Source organism: Sulfurimonas sp. HSL1-2 (assembly GCF_039645565.1).
Taxonomy (GTDB): Bacteria; Campylobacterota; Campylobacteria; order Campylobacterales; family Sulfurimonadaceae; genus Thiomicrolovo; species Thiomicrolovo zhangzhouensis.
Genome location: NZ_CP147914.1, coordinates 979,461 through 999,009 on the forward strand (window position 1 = coordinate 979,461; position 19,549 = coordinate 999,009).

Consider the following 19,549-nt stretch of genomic DNA (forward strand, 5'->3'; position numbering starts at 1 on the left):
TTCCTGAATTAGAGTTGATCGGCCGCAATTACCGATTCGGTTTTGGTGTCGAGATCTTTGATCCAGACGTTCCCCGCCGCACGTTCGTTCTCGCCGATGACGACACAGTAGCGCGCATTGATACGGTCGGCCCCTTTGAGGTGGGCCTTGAGGCCTTTGGGCGCGTATTCGACGACGACAGTGTTGTCAGTGCGTTTCGCCCGGGCCAGTTGCATGATCGGGGGGAGGGACTCCGCATCCATTGCCCCCATGTAATAACCGTCGCGGACCGCCTCGGGCATTTTGACCAGTTCGAGCAGACGTTCGATTCCGATGGCGAAGCCGACGGCCGGGGTCGCGCGGCCGTCCAGGAACTCGACGAGGCGGTCGTAGCGCCCCCCGCCGGCCACGGCGCTCTGCGCGCCGATCTCGTCGCTGACGAATTCGAAGGCGGTCTTGGAGTAGTAGTCCAGGCCGCGCACCAGGTGGGTGTCGACTTCGTAGGCGATCCCGCCTTCGTCGAGCAGCTGTTTGAGCGTTGCGAAGTCGCTGTCACACGCTTCGCAGAGGTTGTCCATCAGCTTCGGGGCCTCTTTGTAGAGGATCTGGCACTGTTCGTTCTTACAGTCGAGTACACGGATGGGGTTGGTCGCCTTGCGGCGTGCGCAATCCTCGCAGATATGTTCCTCGTGCTTGTCGAGAAAACCGACGAGCTTTTCGCGGTACTGCGGCATACAGTGCTGGTCGCCGAGGGAGTTGATCTTGAGGCGGAAGGAGATCCCCAGCGCGGCGAGAATGTCGGCGACCATCGTAATGATCGTGACGTCTTCGTAAACCGAATCGACGCCGAAGCTTTCGCACCCGAACTGGTGGAATTCGCGCAGGCGTCCCTTCTGGGGGCGTTCGTACCGGAACATCGGCCCGTGGTAGAAGTAGCGCTGGATCCCCCCGGCGCGGTCGAGCTTGTTCTGCACAAAAGCGCGGACCACCCCGGCGGTCCCCTCGGGACGGAGGCAGACGTCGTTGTCGCCCTTGTCGATGAACTGGTACATCTCCTTGCCGACGATATCGCTGGACTCGCCGACGGAGCGTTTGAAGAGCGCCGTCTCCTCGAGCAGCGGCGTTTCGACATAGCTGAAGCCGTAGCGGCGGGCGATGGCCGTCGCTGTTTGTAAAAAGTATTCAAACCGCACGTTGTCCGGCGGCAGAATGTCATTCATACCACGCAGGGAACGAATCATGACTCTCCTTTGGTGATGATAATTTCTTGAATCTGTTCGGTGATCGTGTCGACGTCCAGACCGGCATCGATGACGAGGGTCGGGATGCCCAGCAGCCGGGCAGCCCGTTCGAGCTCGTCCTGTATGGCCAGCAGGTACTCGGTGCCCCGGGACTCGATGGTGTCGTGGGCCTTCCGGGCGAGGCGGCGCATCAGCTCCGTCTCCTCCAGCTTCAGGATCACGGCGAAATCGGGCAGGACTCCGCCCGTGGCGAAGCGGTTCAGGCGCAGCAGTTCGTCGGGCTCGAAGGCCTGCTTGACCATGGCGTAGGCCATCCCCGAAATGACGGAACGGTCCGAGATGATCAGCTCGGAGCGGTGCGGGAGGATAACCTCCTCGATATGCTCGCTGCGGTCGGCCAGGAAGAGCAGCATCTCTGCGCGTTCGGAGCGCACACCCGTCTCCAGGATCAGCTCCCTGATCCGTTCTCCGGCAGCGGTGCCGCCGGGCTCCTTGGTGAAGCAGGCGTCGGGGAAGAGCGCCCGCAGGGCCTGCATCTGGGTCGATTTGCCGGCGGTATCGATCCCCTCTAGGACAAGGTACATGAGTCCATTCCCCGGATGATGGCTTCGACCTCGGCGGGCAGAAGATGCTCCGTCTTGCCGTTGAAGGTGAGCAGGTTGCGCACGATGGACGAACTGACGAAAGCGTTGCGCAGGCTGGGCATCAGGTAGACCGTTTCGACGTTCGCGTCGAGCGAATGGTTCAGGTAGCCCAACTGCAATTCGTATTCGAAATCGCTGACGGCGCGCAGGCCGCGGATGAGGATGTCTGCACCGTATTCGCGGGCCAGGTCGATGGTGAGGTTGTCAAAACCGATCACTTCCACGTGCTGCAGCCCCCCGACGGCGGCATTGGCCATGCTGACGCGCTCGTCGAGGGTGAACATCGGCTTTTTGGTGTGCGACTCGGCCACGGCGACGATGACGCGGTCGAAGAGTTTGAGCGCCCGTGCGATGATGTCGTAGTGCCCGTTGGTGATGGGGTCGAAGGTCCCCGGATAGAGTGCTGTTTTAATCATCGCTCCCCCAGCGCTTGTAAAGATTGTTTTCGATCCCGACCAGGTCGAACCATTTGCCGATCATGAAGTCCTCCATGGCATCGAGGCTCTCCTGCTGCGAATAGTAGGCCAGGACCGGCGGGGCGATAAAAACGCCCAGGGTGGCCAGTTTGTGCATGTTCTCCAGGGCAATGGCCGAGAAGGGCATCTCCCGCGGGGCGAGCAGCAGGGTCTTGTGCTCTTTGATCATCACCGCAGCTGCCCGCGTGGTGAGGTTGTCCGCAATGCCGACGGCCACCTTGGCCAGGGTATTCATGCTGCAGGGGATGATCATCATCGCGTCCGCGCCGAAGGAACCGGAGGCCAAAGGTGCGGCGATGTCATCCGCATCGTGGAGCGTGACATCCTGCTCGTGGCGGAACACCGTTCTGGCGTTTTCGGAGACGATAAGGTGCTTCTGGACATGGTCCGGAAGGGCACGGAGGGTTTTGAGTCCCAGGGAGGCCCCGCTTGCACCGCTGATGGCTATGATGATCTTCATGCACGCTCGCAAATTGAAATGGGTGCTATTTTACCACGTGGGGACTTAGGTTGCGTAGGGTGTCGGAAATATGGGGAAGAAAGAGGGAAGAAGGACCGAAGTCTCCTTCCGTCTCTGAACGAAACTTTAACATGCGGACCGGCGCGGTCCGCGACGTGGTTGAAACCAAGGTAAAACATTTACCCTGCCTCCACTCTAGCAGAGCAAACTTGGCGTTATCCTTAAAGTGCCCGCAATACAGGGGCAGAAAGGCGAAAGTGCTCCGCAGCGTTGCGATAACGTTTGTTAGCGAAGCGGCGCCTACTTCTCTTTGGCGATCAGGTCGTGGTACTGCTTGATGACGGTTTTGAGCTTGTCGCGGTCCGGCATCTTACGCGAAGCGATGTATCCGATGATATTGCCCGCCTCATCTTTTTTCGGCACGATCGTCACGACGACCCAGTAGTACTTTCCATCTTTGCGGAGGTTTTTGACATACCCTTCCCAGGTCTTGCCCTCTTTGATCAGTTTCCACATCCCCTCGAACGCCGCTTTGGGCATATCGGGATGGCGCAGAATGCTGTGAGGCTGCCCCACGGCCTCCTCTTTGGAATAGCCTGTCATCTCTACAAATTTACGGTTGACGAAGGTGATAACCCCTTTGAGATCGGTCTCGGAGATCAGGCTTCTGCCGTCGAAAAGTACTTCTTCATCGATAGGTTTCGGTCGTTTGATCATATAGTGTCTCTTTGAATGATGGCGCAGTCCGTCCATCAGTTTTTCACATTATAGCGTGCTCTTTATTTGAGAACCATATGCGGGAAATAAAGTTGCAGCATGCTTACTCCTTCCGCCCCGAGGGTACGGAAAAAACGCTCCATTTCACTCTCCGCATTCCAGACGGGCTCGGTGACCCCGGTGCGGTTTTCGAGCAGCCGCTGTGCATCATATTCGACGCCGACGCTGTCAATGAGGCCGACGGCCTCGGCCTGCCGGGCCGTGAAGATGTGGGCATCGGCGAACTCGGCGCTTTTGGCGGGGTCCAGGCCGCGCGCTTCGGCGACATCGCGTACGAACATCGCATAGGTGTCCTGGATGACTTTGTCGATTTCGGCCCGTTCGTAGGGCGTCCACTGGCGGTCCGGCGTGCCGGCCTGCTTGTACTTGCCCGCTTTGACGACCTGGGTCCCGATGCCGAGCTTCTCCATCAGCCCCTCCAGGTTCGCGCCCTGCATGATTACACCGATGGAACCGACCATGGCGCCGGGGTTGGCGACGATTTCATCCGCCCAGATCGAGGCGTAGTAGCTGCCGCTGGCGAGAACCCCCTTGGCGTAGACGACAACGGGCTTGGCGTCATGCAGCCGCTTGAGCGCGTAGGCGACCTCGACGGAGGGGGCCACCGCACCGCCGGGGGAGTCGGCGACGAGCAGGACCCCTTTGATCTGCGGGTTGGCACAGGCTTCATCCAGCTCGCGTACGACGTCGGTCGTGTCAAAGATCGGACCGCTCAGTTCGATCCGTTGGAGGTTGACCGTCTCGAAGCCGTCGTCGGGCATCGGGAAGAAGATGATGAAGAGCAGCAGCAAAAACAGCAGCGCTTTGAAGTGGTTCTGGATGTAGTCGATCAATGCGCCCAGGGGAGCGAACAGCGTTTTGAGAAAATGCATGGTCAGCCTTTGCGTGAGATACCGTCGATGAAGATCTGGCGGAGCGGGTAGCGCTGCAGCAGCAGGTGCAGCGGCGTATCGTCGCTGGGGGTGTGGTCGAGTTCAACCCAGAGCATGTCGGCGGCCTTGCCCTCGGCGATTTCGCCGCAGTTGAGGCGCAGGGCCCTGGCGGCGTCGACGGTGACGCTGTTGAGCAGGCGCCGGGCCAGGGGGAGCAGCGGGGTCTCCGAATGCAGGAAGAGCGCGATTTTCATCTCCTCGAAGAGGTCGAGGGCGTAGTTCGAGCTGAGCCCGTCGGTGCCCGTCAGCCAGGGGAGTTCATGCGCCTCGAGGGCGTCAAGGTCGATGGCCCCGTTGCCCAGCAGCCGGTTGGAGACGGGGCAGTGGATAACGGTATGGCCCCCCTGCGAGAGGGCTTCGAGCTCCTGCGGCTGTGCCTGGACGACATGGGTCATCAGCGTCGGCGTCTCGGCAAAGAGTTCGAGGAAACCTGCGGCGTCATTGACGGCATACTCCTGTTTGAGCAGCTCCTGAAAGAAGGGTTTGAACTCCCCTTCGTTGCGGTCGAGCCACTCCCGTTCGGCCGGGCTTTCAAGGTAGTGGGCCGTCGTGACCAGATGCTCGTCACGTGCGACGCGAAGGGCACGCTTGATAAGGGCGGGGTGGACGGAGTAGGGGGAGTGGATGGCGACGGCGGGGAAGAAGCCGGGGCGTTCGACGGTCTTGGAGTTGTCGAGGCGCTGCAGAAAGTCCGTGTACAGCGCGTCGGCCATCGCGGCTTGCGAACCGATCACTTCGTTGAAGAAGACGACCTTCTGCGGGGCCGCGGCTGCGGCTTCGAGGTCCAGGCCGTGGGAACTGATGGCCCCGAAAGCGGTAATGCCGTTGTCGAGCATCATGGCGATGGTGCGATCGAGACACTCCCGTCCGCAGGCATTGATGAGCGTATCGCGCTCCTCGATCACGCTGTAGAGCCAGGTGAGGAAGTTGCCGTATTTCAGGGTCGTTTTGTTGGCGCTGAACTCAAGGTGGACGTGGGCGTTGATCAGTCCCGGCATCAGAAGCGTCGGCTTTTCCGCTTCGAGGATTTCGGCGTCCGGGAAACGCGCCTTTAGTTCATCGGCGGGCGCGACGGCGACGATGGTCTCTTCGAAGGCGACGGCGTGTTCGGTCGTGATGCCGGTCGGTGTCAGGATTGCGGAGGGAATGAGGATCGTCATCGGTTGCCCCTAGAAGTACGCTTTAATATAGTCAGGCGTATAATACCCACTCGATTTTAAAACGAGATAAGGAAGATTAATGAAAATTGCAGTCATTCAGGGACCGAACCTCAATATGCTCGGCGTCCGTGAACAGCAGATTTACGGGCCGATGAAACTTGAACAGATCCACCAGCAGATGAAAGAGTTCGCAGAGCAGAACGGGGTGGAAGTCGAGTTTTTCCAGAGCAACCTCGAGGGCGAGATCGTTGACCGCATTCAGGAGTGTTACGGCGACGCGAACGGTATCATCCTCAATGCCGCGGCCTACACCCATACTTCCGTCGCGATCCGCGATGCCATCTCCGCCGTCAGCCTGCCGACGATCGAAGTGCATATCAGCAATATCGCACGCCGCGAAGAGTTCAGACAGAAGAACATGATCGCACCGGTATGTACCTCCTCCATCGTCGGCTTCGGGCCGTTCGGTTACCACCTCGCCATGGTCGGCATGCTGCAGATCTTCAACGAAATCCGTGTGGCACAACAGGCGGCGCAGCAGGCAGCGCAGCAGGCCTAAGCCAATGGTCGAGCGGCGGCTCCCCTCGGGCCTGGCCCTGATCCGTACAGGGAACTTTCCCGGGCTTTTCCCCATGCGCAGGCTGCCGCACAGAGCGGTGATCGGGATCGGCGGCAACGTGGGAGACGTCGTCAGGCGCTTCGAACGGCTGCTCGTCTTCCTTCGCCGGGACCCCTTTATCAATGTACTTTCCGCATCGCCGCTGCTTCAGAACCCCCCGTTCGGTTACACGGACCAGCCCGATTTTATCAACGGGGTGCTCCTCGTCGAGACGACGCTCCCGCCGCGCGCACTGATGCACCACCTTCTGCGTATCGAACGCCGTTTCCGGCGGGTACGCACCTTTTCCAATGCCCCGCGGACCCTGGACCTCGACATACTTTTCTATGACCGCAGGACGCTCGACTACCCCGACCTGACCGTGCCCCATCCGCACTGGCGGGAGCGCGACAGCGTCGTCATACCGCTCTCCCTGCTGCCCGGGAGGACGCGTTGATGCGCCGGGCCAAGCGGACCCGCTTCATTGCCGTAACCAGCGGCAAAGGGGGCGTCGGCAAAAGTACGATCACCTCCAACCTGGCGCTGCTGCTCTCCATCAGCGGCCTGAAGGTGGCGGTGTTCGACGCCGATATCGGCCTGGCGAACCTGGATGTCATGTTCAACGTGACGGCCGGGAAGAATATCCTGCACGTGCTCAAGGGGGAGGCGGCGCTGCGCGATGTCGTCATTCCCGTCGCGGAGAACCTGCTGCTGATCCCCGGAGAGAGCGGGGAGGAGATCTTCCGCTACTGCGATGCGGGGATGTTTGAACGGCTCATCGGCGAGACGGGCGTGCTCGACGACATCGATATCATGCTCATCGACACCGGGGCGGGCATCGGCGAACATACCCAGCTCTTTTTGCAGTCGGCCGACGACGTCATCGTCGTGACGGTACCCGATCCCGCCGCCATCACGGACGCCTATGCCACGATCAAAGTGACCGCGCGCCGCCGCAAGGATATCAAGATGATCCTCAACCAGGTGCACAGCCCCAAAGAGGCCCACAATATCTTTGCGAAGATCAGCACGGTCGCCAAAACGCATATCGGGCCGGACCTCCGCCTCGAGCTGCTCGGGGAGATGACCCGGGATGACAAGGTCGCCTATGCCGTCAAACGGCGTTCGAGCTTTGTCCGCGAATTCCCGACCGCCCGGCCGACCCGGGAGTTGCAGGCGATTGCGCAGAACATCATGGCCGACATCGACCGCAGCGTCACGGTGCAGGCGAGCGAAAGCGGTATTGCCGGGCTCTTCAAACGCCTGCTGGAGCAGTTCTGATGGCGCGCGGTATCCTGAACCAGGCCGAGGTCGATGCGCTGATGGAGCTCTTTGGAACGGCGCCGAAGGCCGAACAGCCGGTCAAACGTGGCGAGGGAGCGGCACCGGAAGTCAGTGCGCTCCGCAGCGCGCTGGAGGCAACGGCACGGCAGTGGGCGGAGGCGCTCGGGGCATTGACGGGCGCCCCGGCGACGGTGACGCTCAAGAGCATCGTCCGGCGAGGCCGCGCGACGGAAGAGACCGGAAATGTGCTGCTGCAGTATGCGGAAGCGCCCCGTTATCTGGTCGTCCCCGAGCCGCTTGTCAACCTGGTCAATGAAAAGAGCCTGGGCGCGCTGGAGATCGATCCGTTGCTGGAGCACCCGCTCACTACGATTGACAGGGAACTTTTTGCATCGACGGGGACGCTTTTTTCCGGAGGCAGCCGTATGGTGCAGGCCGCGCAGATCCCGGGAGGAAAACACCTCCTCGAAGCACGGTTCGACATCGCCGTCGGATTGCTGCTGCAGACGACGGTGCGCATGGTGCTGCATGACGAATCTCTATGAGTTCACCCTCCCGGAGGAGGGCGAAGAGCGGCTGGATATCCTGCTGCGCAATGACGCGGTCCGGATCGAGCGGATCGCTTCGAACCGTGCGCGGACGGAATGGTACGACCAGGATGAGGATGAGTGGGCCGTTCTGCTCGAGGGCAGAGCGGAGCTGGAGATCGGGGCGCGCCGTGTGACGCTCTTGCGCGGCGATACGCTGCACCTGCCGGCGCATTGCCGGCACCGGGTGCTCTCGACCTCGGATGACGCCCTTTGGCTGGCGGTTTTTATCAAAGATATATCAGCGGTTAGTTAGGATAACCGGAAGGAACGCAGATGGCAAAGAATATTATTTTAATCGGATTCATGGGAGTCGGCAAGGGCAGTATCGCCCGCGAGATCGTCAAACAGCACCCCATGGTGGCCTTGGATACTGACGATGTGATCGAGAGTATGGAGAACCGGAAGATCAAGAAGATCTTTGAAGAGGAGGGCGAAGCGCATTTCCGCAAGATCGAACAGCAGGTCGCCGACTGGCTCGAATCGGACGTACGGCATACGCTCATCTCCACGGGCGGCGGTTTTTTCAAGGTCAAGAACCTGCACAAGATCGGCACCGTCGTCCTGCTGCACGCGGATTTCGACACGATCCACCGCCGTATCCTTGCCCACCCCAATGCGGAAAAGAAGCTGAAAAAACGTCCCCTTTTCCAGGATGAGGCCCGCGCCCGCACCCTCTACGACGAGCGGGAAAAACACTATATGAAAGCGGCCGATATCGTTATCGATGTCGCCGGCAAAAGCCCCGAGAAGATCGCGAAAGAGATCATCAAGAAGGTGCTCAAAAAATGAAAAGGCTCTTTTCCCTGCTGGTGCTGACGACCACACTGTTATCCGGGGCGGGAATCCAGTGGGAAAAAGACTTTGACACTGCCCTTGCGAAGGCGAAGGCACTGGACAGACCGCTCTTCTTCGTCTTCTCCCGTCACAGCTGCAAATGGTGCCGCCACCTGGAGGCGACGACCTTTCAAAACGCCGAGGTGATTGAACGCCTCAACGGTAAGTTCGTCAACGTGATCGCTTATACGGACGACGGCGATTACGTCCCGCAGGAGCTCTGGAGCCCCGGGACACCGGCACTCTGGTTCCTTGAAGGCAGCGGCGAAGCGATGTTCCCGGCGATTCCGGGTGCCGTCGGTGCCGCCGATTTTCTGAAGGCCACGGATATTGTTCTGCAGGCATACGAAGAACAGCGAAGGCAGTAGCGGCCGGAGTGATAAAAAAACCCGTAGAACCGCCGCGACAAGCGCCTGCCGGGTGACATTCAAGAAACAAACAGGCTATAATTGCGCCAAAGAAGTATAGAAAAGAGACACATTATGGTATTTACATCGACGACCGCCGCCGACTTCGACACGATTTTCTCGAACCTGCTTGAACGCGGGAAAATGGATATCGAGCATGTCACCGCTATCGTCGGCGGGATCATCAAGGAGATCCGCAGCGAGCAGAACACGGCGCTGAAGCGCCACATCGCGAAATTCGACCAGTGGACGCCCGTCAAGGACGAAGAGCTCAAAATCGATACGGACGTGATGGCGCGGGCCTACGCAGGGCTGGAGCCCAAACTGAAATCGGCGCTGCACCTCGCCTACGACCGCATCAAGTCCTACCATGAGAAGCAGTTGCCCAAATCCTGGTTCGATACCGAAAGCAACGGGACGATTCTGGGGCAGAAGGTGACGCCGGTCGACCGCGCGGGCCTCTATATCCCCGGCGGGAAAGCGGCCTATCCGAGTTCGCTGCTGATGAACGTCATCCCGGCGCAGGTCGCGGGCGTCGAGGAGATCGTCGTCTGTACGCCGACACCGGAGAACGAACCCAATGCCCTGCTGCTGGCGGCCTGCCACCTCTGCGGCGTGACGCAGGTCTACAAGGTCGGCGGTGCCTCCGCGATCGCGGCGATGGCCTACGGGACGGAGACGATTCCCAAGGTGGACGTCATCACGGGACCGGGCAACATCTTCGTCGCGACGGCGAAGAAACTCGTCTTCGGCGACGTCAACATCGATATGATCGCCGGTCCGAGCGAGATCGGTGTCCTGGCCGATGCGAGCGCGAATGCGCACCACATCGCGATCGACCTGCTGTCGCAGGCGGAACATGACGAGATGGCGAGCTCCATCCTGATCACCCCCTCGGCCGAACTGGCAGAGCAGGTGAACCTCGAGATCGAAGCCTGGCTGCAGAAGCTGCCGCGCGAACAGATCGCCCGCAAGTCCATTGTCGAACGGGGAGCCATCATCGTCGCGCGTGACATGGCCGAGGCGGTATCGCTGATGAACGAGGTCGCACCGGAACACCTCGAGGTGGCGACGGACAACCCCTTTGAACTGCTCGCTTCCATCAAGCACGCCGGCGCCATCTTCCTGGGCCACTATACCCCCGAGGCGATAGGGGATTACGTCGCCGGGCCGAACCACACGCTGCCGACCGGCGGCACGGCCCGTTTCTACTCGCCGCTGGGCGTGGAGAACTTCATGAAGAAGTCCTCCGTCATCGCATTCTCGCGCGGGGCCATCAACGAAATCGGCGAGGCGTGCGCCCTGATTGCGCATACGGAAGGGCTGACGGCACATGAACAGTCCGTCCGCGTCCGCATGGAAAACGCCGAGTAAGATAACCGCTGCTTATCCAGCAAAGATGTTCACTTTAGTTGAACATCTTCTTCAATTCTTTTTTATATTATTAAAAATAATTTTACCAACTCCGCATTTTTTACACATATCAGTCCATTTTTGATAAGTGTGTGCCACAAATTTAGTTTCAGTTAAAGTTAAATCCGATAGCATCCATGTAGCGTAAATGCCTTGTAATCCCCCTATTTGCGGGGGTTTTAAATATTATAAGGCATGATAATCGTACTGACGCTTTTGCATTTTCCGTTCCGAAACGGAGGATACAAAAGCGTCTGTGCCGCTTAAAACTGGTGTAAGGAGAACACATGCAATTAGGCTTCCTGGTTGATCTGCATCTGTGTATGGGATGTAAGGGTTGTGAGATCGCCTGTAAAGTGGAAAACCAAGTTCCGCTTTCGACATGGCGTCTTCGTGTTAAATATGTGGACGTGGGTACGTTCCCGGAGACAAAACGGACGTTTACTCCGCTGCGCTGTAACCACTGTCACAATGCGCCTTGTGAGCGCATCTGTCCGGTCAGCGCGCTGCACTACATCGACAACGGTATCGTGAACATCGACAAAGAGCGCTGTATCGGTTGTGCGGGTTGTGTCATGGCGTGTCCGTACGGTGCGATCTACATTGATCCGGAGACACAGACGGCGGATAAATGTACGTACTGTGCCCACCGTATCGCTTCGAGCCTTATGCCGGCGTGTGTTGTTGCCTGTCCGGTTGAAGCGAACATCTTCGGCGACCTGGACGATCCGACGTCCAACATCAGCAAGTACATCCAGAACCATCAGGGCGATGTGCAGGTCCGCAAACCGGAAAAAGGCACGGATCCGCACCACTACTATGTCGGCGGCGGCAACGTCACCCTCAATCCTCTGGCATCGTTCAGAGTCGAAGGTCACCAGCTCTTTAACAAGCTGACGACACACATGCCGGTAGGAGGACACCACTAATGGTACATGAAGCTGTAGCTGCGACAAATGCCGTCGTCACACTCGACGTCGGGCTCCCGGGTATCGTCTGGGGATGGATCATTACAATGAACATGTGGGCGAAAAGCATCGGTACCGGTGTCATTTTCATGCTCTTCTACCTGTTGAAGCGCTACCCGGAAGCGGCTGGAAGCCTGCGTTTCCCGGTGACGGTGGTCTCCATCGTCTTCATCCATATTTTCCTGTTCTTTACGGTCATTGACCTGCACCAGATGTTCCGCTTCTGGCACATCTTCTTCCACCCGCACTGGACGTCGGCGATTACCGTCGGTGCATGGATCGTCACAATCCTCGTCCTCGTGCTGTTCGGTATGGCGTTCGCGACCTTCATCAAAAAGGACAACGCGCTCTTTGACAAGCTCCTGGTGTGGGCGGTCATCCTGGCAGTACCGGTGACACTTTACACTGCGGCTATCATGGCGGAAGCGACGGCACGCGAACTCTGGCAGATGCCGACGGAAGCGGCGCAGATGATCCTGGCGGCGACCCTGACGGGTTCCGCGACGCTCCTGCTGATGGGCGGCAATCTGCCGTACGAAGCGAAGCGCGACCTCGCGGTTGTCCTCGGACTCTCCGCGCTGGCAGCATTCATCCTCTATATGTCCGAGCTGGTTTTCGGCCCGATCAAAGCAGAAGAGGTTGCGGCAACACTTGAAGCGGTCAAAGGCCACGGCGAGTATACGACGATGTTCTGGGTCGGTCAGGTTCTGGCCTTCATCGCACCGTTCGTCCTTGTCATCCTGAGCGTAACAAACCGTTCTGCAGGCCTGCTGAAAGTTGCAGCACTCTCTGCGATCGTGGGACTCTGGATCGTCAAGCACGTCTGGCTTGTCATTCCGCAACTCCTGCCAATGAGCTAAACGAAGGAATCGAAGAATGTATAAAGAAAGCAGAAGAACATTTCTCAAAGGCGCGGCATTTACGGTTGCCGGCGCCGCTGTAGCCAAAGGGGTTTTCACAACGGACGCTATCGCGGATTCCGTTGAAGAAAGCAAATTTACGAACACTCCGGACTCGCTCTCCTTCTACCCGCCGCTCGAGCAGTGGGATGATTTCAAAGAGCTCGACGGCGACGACTGGAAGCGCGGCGGTATCGCCCGCAAAGGCGTCCAGAGCCCAGAGAACCCGGACGGTATCTATGTCAATGATTTCGCGATCGTCCCGACGGCATGTTCCAACTGTGAGGCCTCCTGTGGTCTGACGGCGTGGATCGACAAGAAGTCCTTCACGGTCAAAAAATACATGGGTAACCCGCTGCACCCGGGCTCCCGCGGCCGTAACTGTGCCAAAGGTTACGCGACACAGTCACAGATGTACGATCCGGACCGCCTGGCGTTCCCGATCAAGCGTGCACCGGGTTCCAAGCGCGGTGAAGGTAAATGGATCCGTACGACCTGGGACGAGGCGATGAGCACCATCGGTAAAAAGATGAACGATACGCTCAAAACAGGCGACGAGCTCTCCCGCAAGTCCCTGATGTTCCACGTCGGCCGCCCGAACGAGAACGGCTTCACGGGTCAGGTCTGGACGACGTTCAAGCAGGACGCGTTCAACTCCCACACCAACATCTGTTCTTCCGGCGGTCGTACACCGACGATCCAGTGGGCGAACGATGACCGTACGAGTCCGGACTGGGCGAACGCAAAGCTCGTTTTCCTGAACTCCTCGCACGCAGCGGATGCCGGTCACTACTTCCAGCAGTCCGCCGGTTTCATCGCTGACGCACGTAAAAAAGGCGCACGCCTGGTCGTTATGGACCCGCGTATGTCAAACTCTGCCGGTATGGCGGACCTCTGGATCGCGGCATGGCCTGGTACAGAGCCGGTTGTCTACCTCTACCTTGCCAACCGTATTCTCCAGGAAGGCCAGGTTGACAAGAAATTTGTCAAGAAGTGGTTCAACTGGGAAACCCTGATGAAGAACCGCAACTACCTGCAGTTCATGGTCGACAAGGGCTATATTTCCAAGGTGCCTGCTGACAAGAGCTTCGAAAGCTTCCTGGAAGTCATGAAAGAGATGTATGCGCCGTATACCCTTGAATATGCCGTCAAAGAGACGCATGTTCCGGCATACAAACTCGAGAAACTCTACGAGATGTTCATCTGGGCAGGCGATGCGATCAGCTCCTACTTCTGGCGTGCGGCTGCTTCCGGTAACCGCGGCGGCTGGATGTCCGGTCGTACAGGTTACCTCGCCATCGCACTGCGCGGTGCGATCGGTACCGTCGGCGGTACGTTCTTCCACCACTGGCACGTTATTTCCGTTGCCGGTAAAGGCGGTTCCGCGACTGTCGGCCAGGGCCGCAGCGGTTCAAACGTCCCGAAAGTCGACGTCTGGAACGAACTGACGTGGCCGCCGGAGTGGCCGCTCTCTACGTACGAGATGTCCTACCTTCTGCCGCACCTCCTCAGCGACGTCGAGTGGCAGGAAAAATGGAAGAAACGCGGCCTGAACGTTCCGCAGAAACTGGCGGTCTGGATCCCGCGTATGTACAACCCGGTCTGGATCAACCCGGACGGTTTCCGCTGGCTGGAAGTCCTCAAGGACGAAAGCAAGATGGAACTGACGTTCAACCTGTCACCGACATGGTCCGAAACGAACTGGCACGTCGACTACGTCCTGCCGGTCGGTCTGGCGGGCGAACGCCACGACCAGCACTCCGAAGCGACAATGCCGGCACGCTGGACCTCTTTCCGCCAGCCGGTCATGCGCGTTGCGCTTGAAAAAGCGGGCTGGAAGCCGAAGAACCCGAACCGTGCAACCCTCGAAGCGCACATCAAAGCGGGTCTGGGCGAAGTCTGGGAAGAGAACGAATTCTGGTTCGAAATGGGCTTCAAATACGTTGACCCTGACGGAAGCCTCGGCATCAAGAAGATGTGGGAATCCAAGCGCAACCCGGGCCAGGCGGTTACGATCGCCGAGTGGTACGACGCGGCGTTCGGCGACAACCTGCCGAACCTGTACAAGACGGCCACAACCGATGCACGCTACAAAAACAGCGAGTTCCCGGTCTATAACTTCATGCGTGACCACGGTGCATGGCTCGAAGAGAGCAACATCTACCACGCTCAGGAGCGCGAGATCAAAGAAGAGGGTGACAACCTGATCGCTCACGGTCACAAGTTCAACAAGCACCATGTCGAGAAAGACGAAGAAACCGGTGTCCTTTACGCGGAAGCCCACGGCGACGCCTGGAAGTACAAAGACGGCAAACAGCCGATCGGTATCGAGATCGACGGCAAGCGCATGGACGGTTTCGAAACGCTCGACAAGAAGCTGGACTTCTTCTCCGAGTGGCTTGCAGACGAGTGGAAATGGCCGGAGTACGCGGTACCGTTCTACCCGCGTAACGACGAAGAGAAAGCAGCGATGCCGCATATCGTGTCCCATGTCAACCACATGTACATGAAAGCGGACAACGAGTTTGCGCTCAACACGGTCTTCCGTCTGCCGTACAACATTCACACGCGTTCTGCGAACTCCAAACACCTGATGGAGATCTCCCAGAACCACGACCCGATCTGGATCAACACGCAGGATGCGAAGCGCATGGGCTTCAAGCGCGGTGACGCGATCCGTGTCCGTATTACGGATACCGTCTCCGGTCTGGAGAGCGGTTACTTCGTTGCGATGGCGGTGCCGACCGAAGGTCAGATGCCGGGCGTTCTCGCCTGTTCACACCACGGCGGCCGCTGGAAGCTGAAAAACTCCGTCACGATCCCGAACGGTGTTTCCGACGGTAAAGTCGAAGACATCACCGTCGGTTCCGGCGACCTGAACGATCCGGCATTCCTGCAGGCCTCACCGGAAGGTGCGGGTACGGCTGCCGGTGCGATCAAAGTCGCTGATTATGACGGCACGGCCGGCATGAACAGCTTCGGTGTCCCGACGGCAGAGATGCAGATGGACGGTAAAACGGGTAAACTCAAATATGTCGAGGGTATCCATCCGTTCCACACCAAGCGTTTCGCGGCGTACAACAAAGACAGCGACAACATCTGGTGGGACGGTCTTTCCGGTTCCTGGCAGAATGCCGTCGCTCCGACGCACCCGGACCCGATCTCCGGTATGCACTGCTGGCACCAGAAAGTTATCCTGGAGCCTGCACAGCCGGGTGACAAAATCGGTGATATCGTTGTCAACTACGAGAACAACTTTAAAACCTACCAGGCATGGCGTGACGAACTCACGCGCGGTCTGGACGCCAATTCCGAGTTCCGCCGCCCGCCGCACATCAAGCGTCCGTGGGTGCCGCTCAACGAAAAAGCGTACCGCGTCGATATCAAAGACGTTTGAGTTTAATTCTCCCCACCAAGCAGGCCTTCAGCCTGCGCGGTTACAATCTCACCACATTTTCTACAGTTAGGTAATTAATGGAACAGACACAAGCACGCAGCAATATCTACGCACTTCTTTCAAGAGTGTTGATGCAGGAAGCCGATACGGAACTTATTGACATTATCAACAACGATGACGCCATTTTGGAGATGATGCCGAACTACAAGATCTGGGAAGCACGCATGACTCTTCAAAGCAGTGAACTGATCGAGAAGCATCTGAACCCCGATTTCACCAACGTCTCGCTGCTTCACCTGATCCCCTACGAGACCTTCTATACCCGCGAGGACCAGATGATCGAGACGGGGGGCGCCAACCCGGTGACCGACATCTATTCCGCCTACGATTTTATGGTCGATTTCGAAGCGGCGCGGGTCGTTTCGGCCGATCATATCGGGGTCGAACTGGAGTTCATGCACCATCTCTGCGAAGCACAGATCAAGGCGATGAACGACAACGACGGCGAAGCGGTGGACGAACTGATGGAGGTGGAACGCACCTTCCTCGAGAAGCACCTTGTGCGCTGGGCGCCGATGTACCTGCTCAATATGAAGCACGAGTCCCGCACACCGCTCTATTATGACGCGGCGGACATGACGCTGGAGTTTCTCCTCAGCGACTACCAGTACCTCAGCGAGACAGCGGGAGCCTGATGGCCGGTATTACCCTCAATCCGGGCCGCTGCGTACGGCAGCTGAGCACCTTCAGCACCTGTAACAGCTGTATCACGGCGTGCCCGACCGAAGCGCTCGTGGCGACGGAGAACGTCCCGGCCGTCAACCAGGCGGCCTGCGTCGGCTGCGGCGGCTGCGCGGGCGCCTGCCCGACCGAAGCGATCCGCGTCGACGATTTCAGCGCGACGGAGTTCTTCTTCGCCTTCGCGGGCGACACGGACAACCTCGTCTCCTGCCGCAAAAACGTTCCCTGTATCGCGGCGCTGAGCGTGGATCACCTCTTCTCGCTCGCCTCGCTCAAGGGGGGCATCCGTCTCGATACGGGCCACTGTGAGGGGTGTGAGATCGCCTCAACCTGCCGCCCCCAGTTCGAGGTGCGTGCCGAAGAAGCCTCCTACCTGCTCGAGGCGATGATGAGCAGCGCGGAGATCGTTTTCGAGGATGTCGCCTATGCAGCAGAAACACCCGGGGAGGAGGGCGACCGCCGCGGCTTCCTGCGGGCGTTCAATCTCAAGACACTGGCCGAGGGCAAAGCAAAATTCGAGCGCGAGGTGGAGACGGCGACGGATGAGCTGATCCGCCACCAGCTCGATTCGGCGGCGATCGCCCAGCTGCGAACCAAGACGCTGCCGGACAAGCGCAAACTGCTCTTTACCGCAATGAAACGGGCTGAAAAGCCCTCTGAGTACCACGTCGTCGATGCTTCCGAACTGACGCTGGCCTCCCAGAAGCTGATGGACGGAGACAAATGTACAGCGTGCCAGATGTGCTACCGTGTCTGCCCGACGGGGGCGCTCACCAGCGACATCAAGGGTGCCAAGATCGATTTCGACGCGATGATGTGCGTGCGCTGCCACCTCTGCCATGACGTCTGCGAACCGGACGCCCTGACGCTGTCGCCGTCGTTCAATATGAAAGAGCTTTTCGAACCGACGCAGCAGCGCCTCGTGACCTTCTCCGTGCGCAACTGCGACGAGTGCGGGAACCCCTTTACCTCCCTCGCCGGGGAGCGGGTTTGCCACCGCTGCCGGATCGAGGAGGAGGAAGCGCGCACCCTCTGGGGCATAGGAGATGATGAGTGAACGAAGCGAATCAGATAACACAGGTAACGAAGCTGTATGGTTTTATTGCGGAAGAGGCGCAGCAGAACCGTTTTGCGGTCACCCTGAACAAACGGTTCAAGGCGAGCGGGGACGATGCGATGATGATCCCGATGAACATCCGTCCCGACGACTTCTATTTTACGCTCTCGAACATGAAGCAGTCGCACGTCAACGGGGCGGTCATCGCAACGGAGTACCAGGACCAGGTGCTTGAAATCGCCGATACCGCTTCACCGTTGTGTGAACGTACGGGGATTTGCGATACCGTCGTCGCTGAAAACGGGCAGATGCACGGCGAGCTTCTCCTGCCGTTTGCCCTGAAAGAGATGGCGGAAAAAAGCGGTGTGAAGCGTATCGCCCTGATCGGTGCCACCCCTTTGGCGGGGGCATTGGCGCTGATCTTGGAAAACATGAGCGTCGCGATGTTCGATCCGTGGATCGAGGATCTGATGGCACTGCAGGAACGCCTCGGTGCCGAACTCGACATCAACCGCCTCGCGGAGGGGATGCGCGTCGATCTTTCCGGCTATGACATGCTGATCGACCTTTCCGGGATACAGGATCTCTCGATGGTCACCGCACTCCCGGCGCTCAATGTCGACCTCAAACAGCCCCGGCAGCCGTCGGCACTGCGCCGGCGCTGCGTCGAACTGGACCGCTCTTACAGCGGCTATGAGAGTCTGCTGGACATTATGACCGAGACCGTTTATAATTATTTGACAAAGGAAACCAGATGAACCCACATGATCTCGACGATCTCAAAGCGGAGTTCGACAAGTTCGTCCGCGAAAAATGTTCGACCGATGAAAGCGGCAACCCCGTCGAAAACGAGCGCGATGCCGGTGATGTCGTCGATGACGAGCCCGTCCCGGCTTTTGTCGATGAACTGGAAAACAAGCTGTTGGCACCGGCACTCAGCGGCGTCTATCTCTCGCGTATCGATATCAAACGCATCTCCCAGGCCCTGGACGAATCGCTGCCGATCAAAGAGCGCAAGAAGATGATCAAGGCGCTGTTCCGCCATACGAACTCCAAGGCGTGGCTGCGCGGCGCCTTTGACGAGATCAACAACCACATCAACGGGCGTATCCTTATCTACCGTGAGCTCTCAGAGACCTTCCCGGCGACGGCGCCGATCTTCAACGAGCACATTGCCAAAGCGGAGAAAACGAAAAAGATGTTTGACCAGATCGTCGCGGACTTCGAGGAGATCGAACCGACCGACGAACCGATGATGGTGTGACGCTACGCGTCCGCAGTATGAGTTACTATAAGGTTATGGTATAGTATATGCGCATAAACGGTGCCTTGCACCGAAAGGAGTATTTATGATCAGTAAAGGTCTTCTTGCCCTTGCATGTATCGGAGCACTCTGTGTCTTCCCGGTCCAGGCGAAAAACGACAAACACGGCGATCTGCCCCCGGGGCTGCAGAAAAAAGCGCGCAGCGGCAAGCCGCTGCCTCCGGGCTGGCAGAAAAAGCTCCAGAGAGGGCAACGGATCGACCGTACCGTGTTTGAACAGGAAGCCGTGATTATCGCTCCGCGTGACCGTGACGGTCTGCTGACCGTCCGTATCGATGGCAAGGTGGCACGGGTCGCTGAAAAAACCCTGGAAATCGTCGATATTCTCCAGCGGTAACGATGCGCGGCCTCCGCTTTGCCGTGCCGCT

The 19,549-nt window shown here is 58.6% G+C and carries 23 protein-coding genes; 16 read left to right on the forward strand and 7 right to left on the reverse strand.

Annotated features, from left to right (window positions below; all coding sequences use genetic code 11):
• Positions 1–8 precede the first annotated feature (8 nt).
• From hisS to WCX18_RS05030, 7 genes are all read right to left on the reverse strand, one after another.
• Entirely contained in the window at positions 9–1,220 is a 1,212-nt protein-coding gene (gene hisS, locus WCX18_RS05000; protein ID WP_345990256.1) for a histidine--tRNA ligase, read from the reverse strand.
• Positions 1,217–1,804, reverse strand: coding sequence for a dTMP kinase (tmk, locus tag WCX18_RS05005; RefSeq protein ID WP_345990258.1), 588 nt, complete (start codon positions 1,802–1,804; stop codon positions 1,217–1,219). The genes hisS and tmk overlap by 4 nt, the downstream gene beginning before the upstream one ends.
• A complete protein-coding gene (gene coaD / locus WCX18_RS05010; protein ID WP_345986514.1) occupies positions 1,789–2,280 on the reverse strand; it encodes a pantetheine-phosphate adenylyltransferase in 492 nt (163 codons plus the stop codon). The genes tmk and coaD overlap by 16 nt, the downstream gene beginning before the upstream one ends.
• Positions 2,273–2,800, reverse strand: coding sequence for a UbiX family flavin prenyltransferase (locus WCX18_RS05015; protein ID WP_345990260.1), 528 nt, complete (start codon positions 2,798–2,800; stop codon positions 2,273–2,275). Before WCX18_RS05015 ends, coaD begins: the two co-directional genes overlap by 8 nt.
• Before the next feature lie 300 nt (positions 2,801–3,100).
• The gene (locus WCX18_RS05020; RefSeq protein ID WP_345990262.1) at positions 3,101–3,517 is read right to left on the reverse strand and encodes a PAS domain-containing protein; all 417 of its coding nucleotides are present in this window, start codon (positions 3,515–3,517) and stop codon (positions 3,101–3,103) included.
• Positions 3,518–3,579: 62 nt separating this feature from the next.
• On the reverse strand, positions 3,580–4,449 hold the full coding sequence (sppA, locus tag WCX18_RS05025) for a signal peptide peptidase SppA (RefSeq protein WP_345990264.1): 870 nt from the start codon (positions 4,447–4,449) through the stop codon (positions 3,580–3,582).
• 2 nt (positions 4,450–4,451) lie between these two features.
• Positions 4,452–5,669 (reverse strand): aminofutalosine deaminase family hydrolase, encoded by a 1,218-nt coding sequence (locus tag WCX18_RS05030; RefSeq protein WP_345990265.1) that lies wholly within the window; start codon positions 5,667–5,669, stop codon positions 4,452–4,454.
• A 79-nt stretch (positions 5,670–5,748) separates the two neighbouring features.
• On the opposite strand from WCX18_RS05030, the gene aroQ reads away from it, so the two are divergent.
• The 16 genes from aroQ (at position 5,749) to WCX18_RS05110 (ending at position 19,518) form a co-directional block, all read left to right on the forward strand.
• Positions 5,749–6,228: a type II 3-dehydroquinate dehydratase gene (gene aroQ, locus WCX18_RS05035; protein WP_345990267.1), complete on the forward strand. Its 480-nt coding sequence runs from the start codon at positions 5,749–5,751 to the stop codon at positions 6,226–6,228.
• 4 nt (positions 6,229–6,232) lie between these two features.
• Complete coding sequence (gene folK / locus WCX18_RS05040) at positions 6,233–6,724, forward strand: 2-amino-4-hydroxy-6-hydroxymethyldihydropteridine diphosphokinase (protein WP_345990269.1); 492 nt, start codon at positions 6,233–6,235, stop codon at positions 6,722–6,724.
• A complete protein-coding gene (locus WCX18_RS05045; protein ID WP_345990271.1) occupies positions 6,724–7,548 on the forward strand; it encodes a MinD/ParA family protein in 825 nt (274 codons plus the stop codon). Before folK ends, WCX18_RS05045 begins: the two co-directional genes overlap by 1 nt.
• The gene (locus tag WCX18_RS05050; protein ID WP_345990273.1) at positions 7,548–8,096 is read left to right on the forward strand and encodes a hypothetical protein; all 549 of its coding nucleotides are present in this window, start codon (positions 7,548–7,550) and stop codon (positions 8,094–8,096) included. The genes WCX18_RS05045 and WCX18_RS05050 overlap by 1 nt, the downstream gene beginning before the upstream one ends.
• The gene (locus WCX18_RS05055; protein WP_345990274.1) at positions 8,080–8,394 is read left to right on the forward strand and encodes a cupin domain-containing protein; all 315 of its coding nucleotides are present in this window, start codon (positions 8,080–8,082) and stop codon (positions 8,392–8,394) included. Before WCX18_RS05050 ends, WCX18_RS05055 begins: the two co-directional genes overlap by 17 nt.
• 20 nt (positions 8,395–8,414) lie before the next feature.
• Positions 8,415–8,930 carry a shikimate kinase gene (locus WCX18_RS05060; RefSeq protein WP_345990276.1) on the forward strand — a complete coding sequence of 172 codons (516 nt, stop codon included), beginning with the start codon at positions 8,415–8,417 and terminating at the stop codon, positions 8,928–8,930.
• A complete protein-coding gene (locus tag WCX18_RS05065; RefSeq protein ID WP_345990278.1) occupies positions 8,927–9,343 on the forward strand; it encodes a DUF255 domain-containing protein in 417 nt (138 codons plus the stop codon). The genes WCX18_RS05060 and WCX18_RS05065 overlap by 4 nt, the downstream gene beginning before the upstream one ends.
• A 114-nt stretch (positions 9,344–9,457) precedes the next feature.
• Complete coding sequence (gene hisD / locus WCX18_RS05070) at positions 9,458–10,756, forward strand: histidinol dehydrogenase (RefSeq protein WP_345990280.1); 1,299 nt, start codon at positions 9,458–9,460, stop codon at positions 10,754–10,756.
• 326 nt (positions 10,757–11,082) lie between these two features.
• Entirely contained in the window at positions 11,083–11,724 is a 642-nt protein-coding gene (locus WCX18_RS05075) for a 4Fe-4S dicluster domain-containing protein (RefSeq protein WP_345986528.1), read from the forward strand.
• Positions 11,724–12,623 (forward strand): NrfD/PsrC family molybdoenzyme membrane anchor subunit, encoded by a 900-nt coding sequence (nrfD, locus tag WCX18_RS05080; protein WP_345990282.1) that lies wholly within the window; start codon positions 11,724–11,726, stop codon positions 12,621–12,623. The genes WCX18_RS05075 and nrfD overlap by 1 nt, the downstream gene beginning before the upstream one ends.
• 16 nt (positions 12,624–12,639) lie before the next feature.
• Positions 12,640–16,059: a molybdopterin-dependent oxidoreductase gene (locus tag WCX18_RS05085; protein ID WP_345990284.1), complete on the forward strand. Its 3,420-nt coding sequence runs from the start codon at positions 12,640–12,642 to the stop codon at positions 16,057–16,059.
• Positions 16,060–16,136: 77 nt separating this feature from the next.
• Positions 16,137–16,754 (forward strand): molecular chaperone TorD family protein, encoded by a 618-nt coding sequence (locus tag WCX18_RS05090; RefSeq protein ID WP_345990286.1) that lies wholly within the window; start codon positions 16,137–16,139, stop codon positions 16,752–16,754.
• A complete protein-coding gene (locus tag WCX18_RS05095) occupies positions 16,754–17,857 on the forward strand; it encodes a 4Fe-4S binding protein (RefSeq protein WP_345990288.1) in 1,104 nt (367 codons plus the stop codon). The genes WCX18_RS05090 and WCX18_RS05095 overlap by 1 nt, the downstream gene beginning before the upstream one ends.
• Positions 17,854–18,615 carry a hypothetical protein gene (locus tag WCX18_RS05100; RefSeq protein ID WP_345990289.1) on the forward strand — a complete coding sequence of 254 codons (762 nt, stop codon included), beginning with the start codon at positions 17,854–17,856 and terminating at the stop codon, positions 18,613–18,615. The genes WCX18_RS05095 and WCX18_RS05100 overlap by 4 nt, the downstream gene beginning before the upstream one ends.
• The gene (locus WCX18_RS05105; protein ID WP_345990291.1) at positions 18,612–19,121 is read left to right on the forward strand and encodes a hypothetical protein; all 510 of its coding nucleotides are present in this window, start codon (positions 18,612–18,614) and stop codon (positions 19,119–19,121) included. Before WCX18_RS05100 ends, WCX18_RS05105 begins: the two co-directional genes overlap by 4 nt.
• A gap of 85 nt (positions 19,122–19,206) precedes the next feature.
• Positions 19,207–19,518 carry a hypothetical protein gene (locus WCX18_RS05110; RefSeq protein WP_345990293.1) on the forward strand — a complete coding sequence of 104 codons (312 nt, stop codon included), beginning with the start codon at positions 19,207–19,209 and terminating at the stop codon, positions 19,516–19,518.
• The last annotated feature ends 31 nt before the right edge of the window (positions 19,519–19,549 follow it).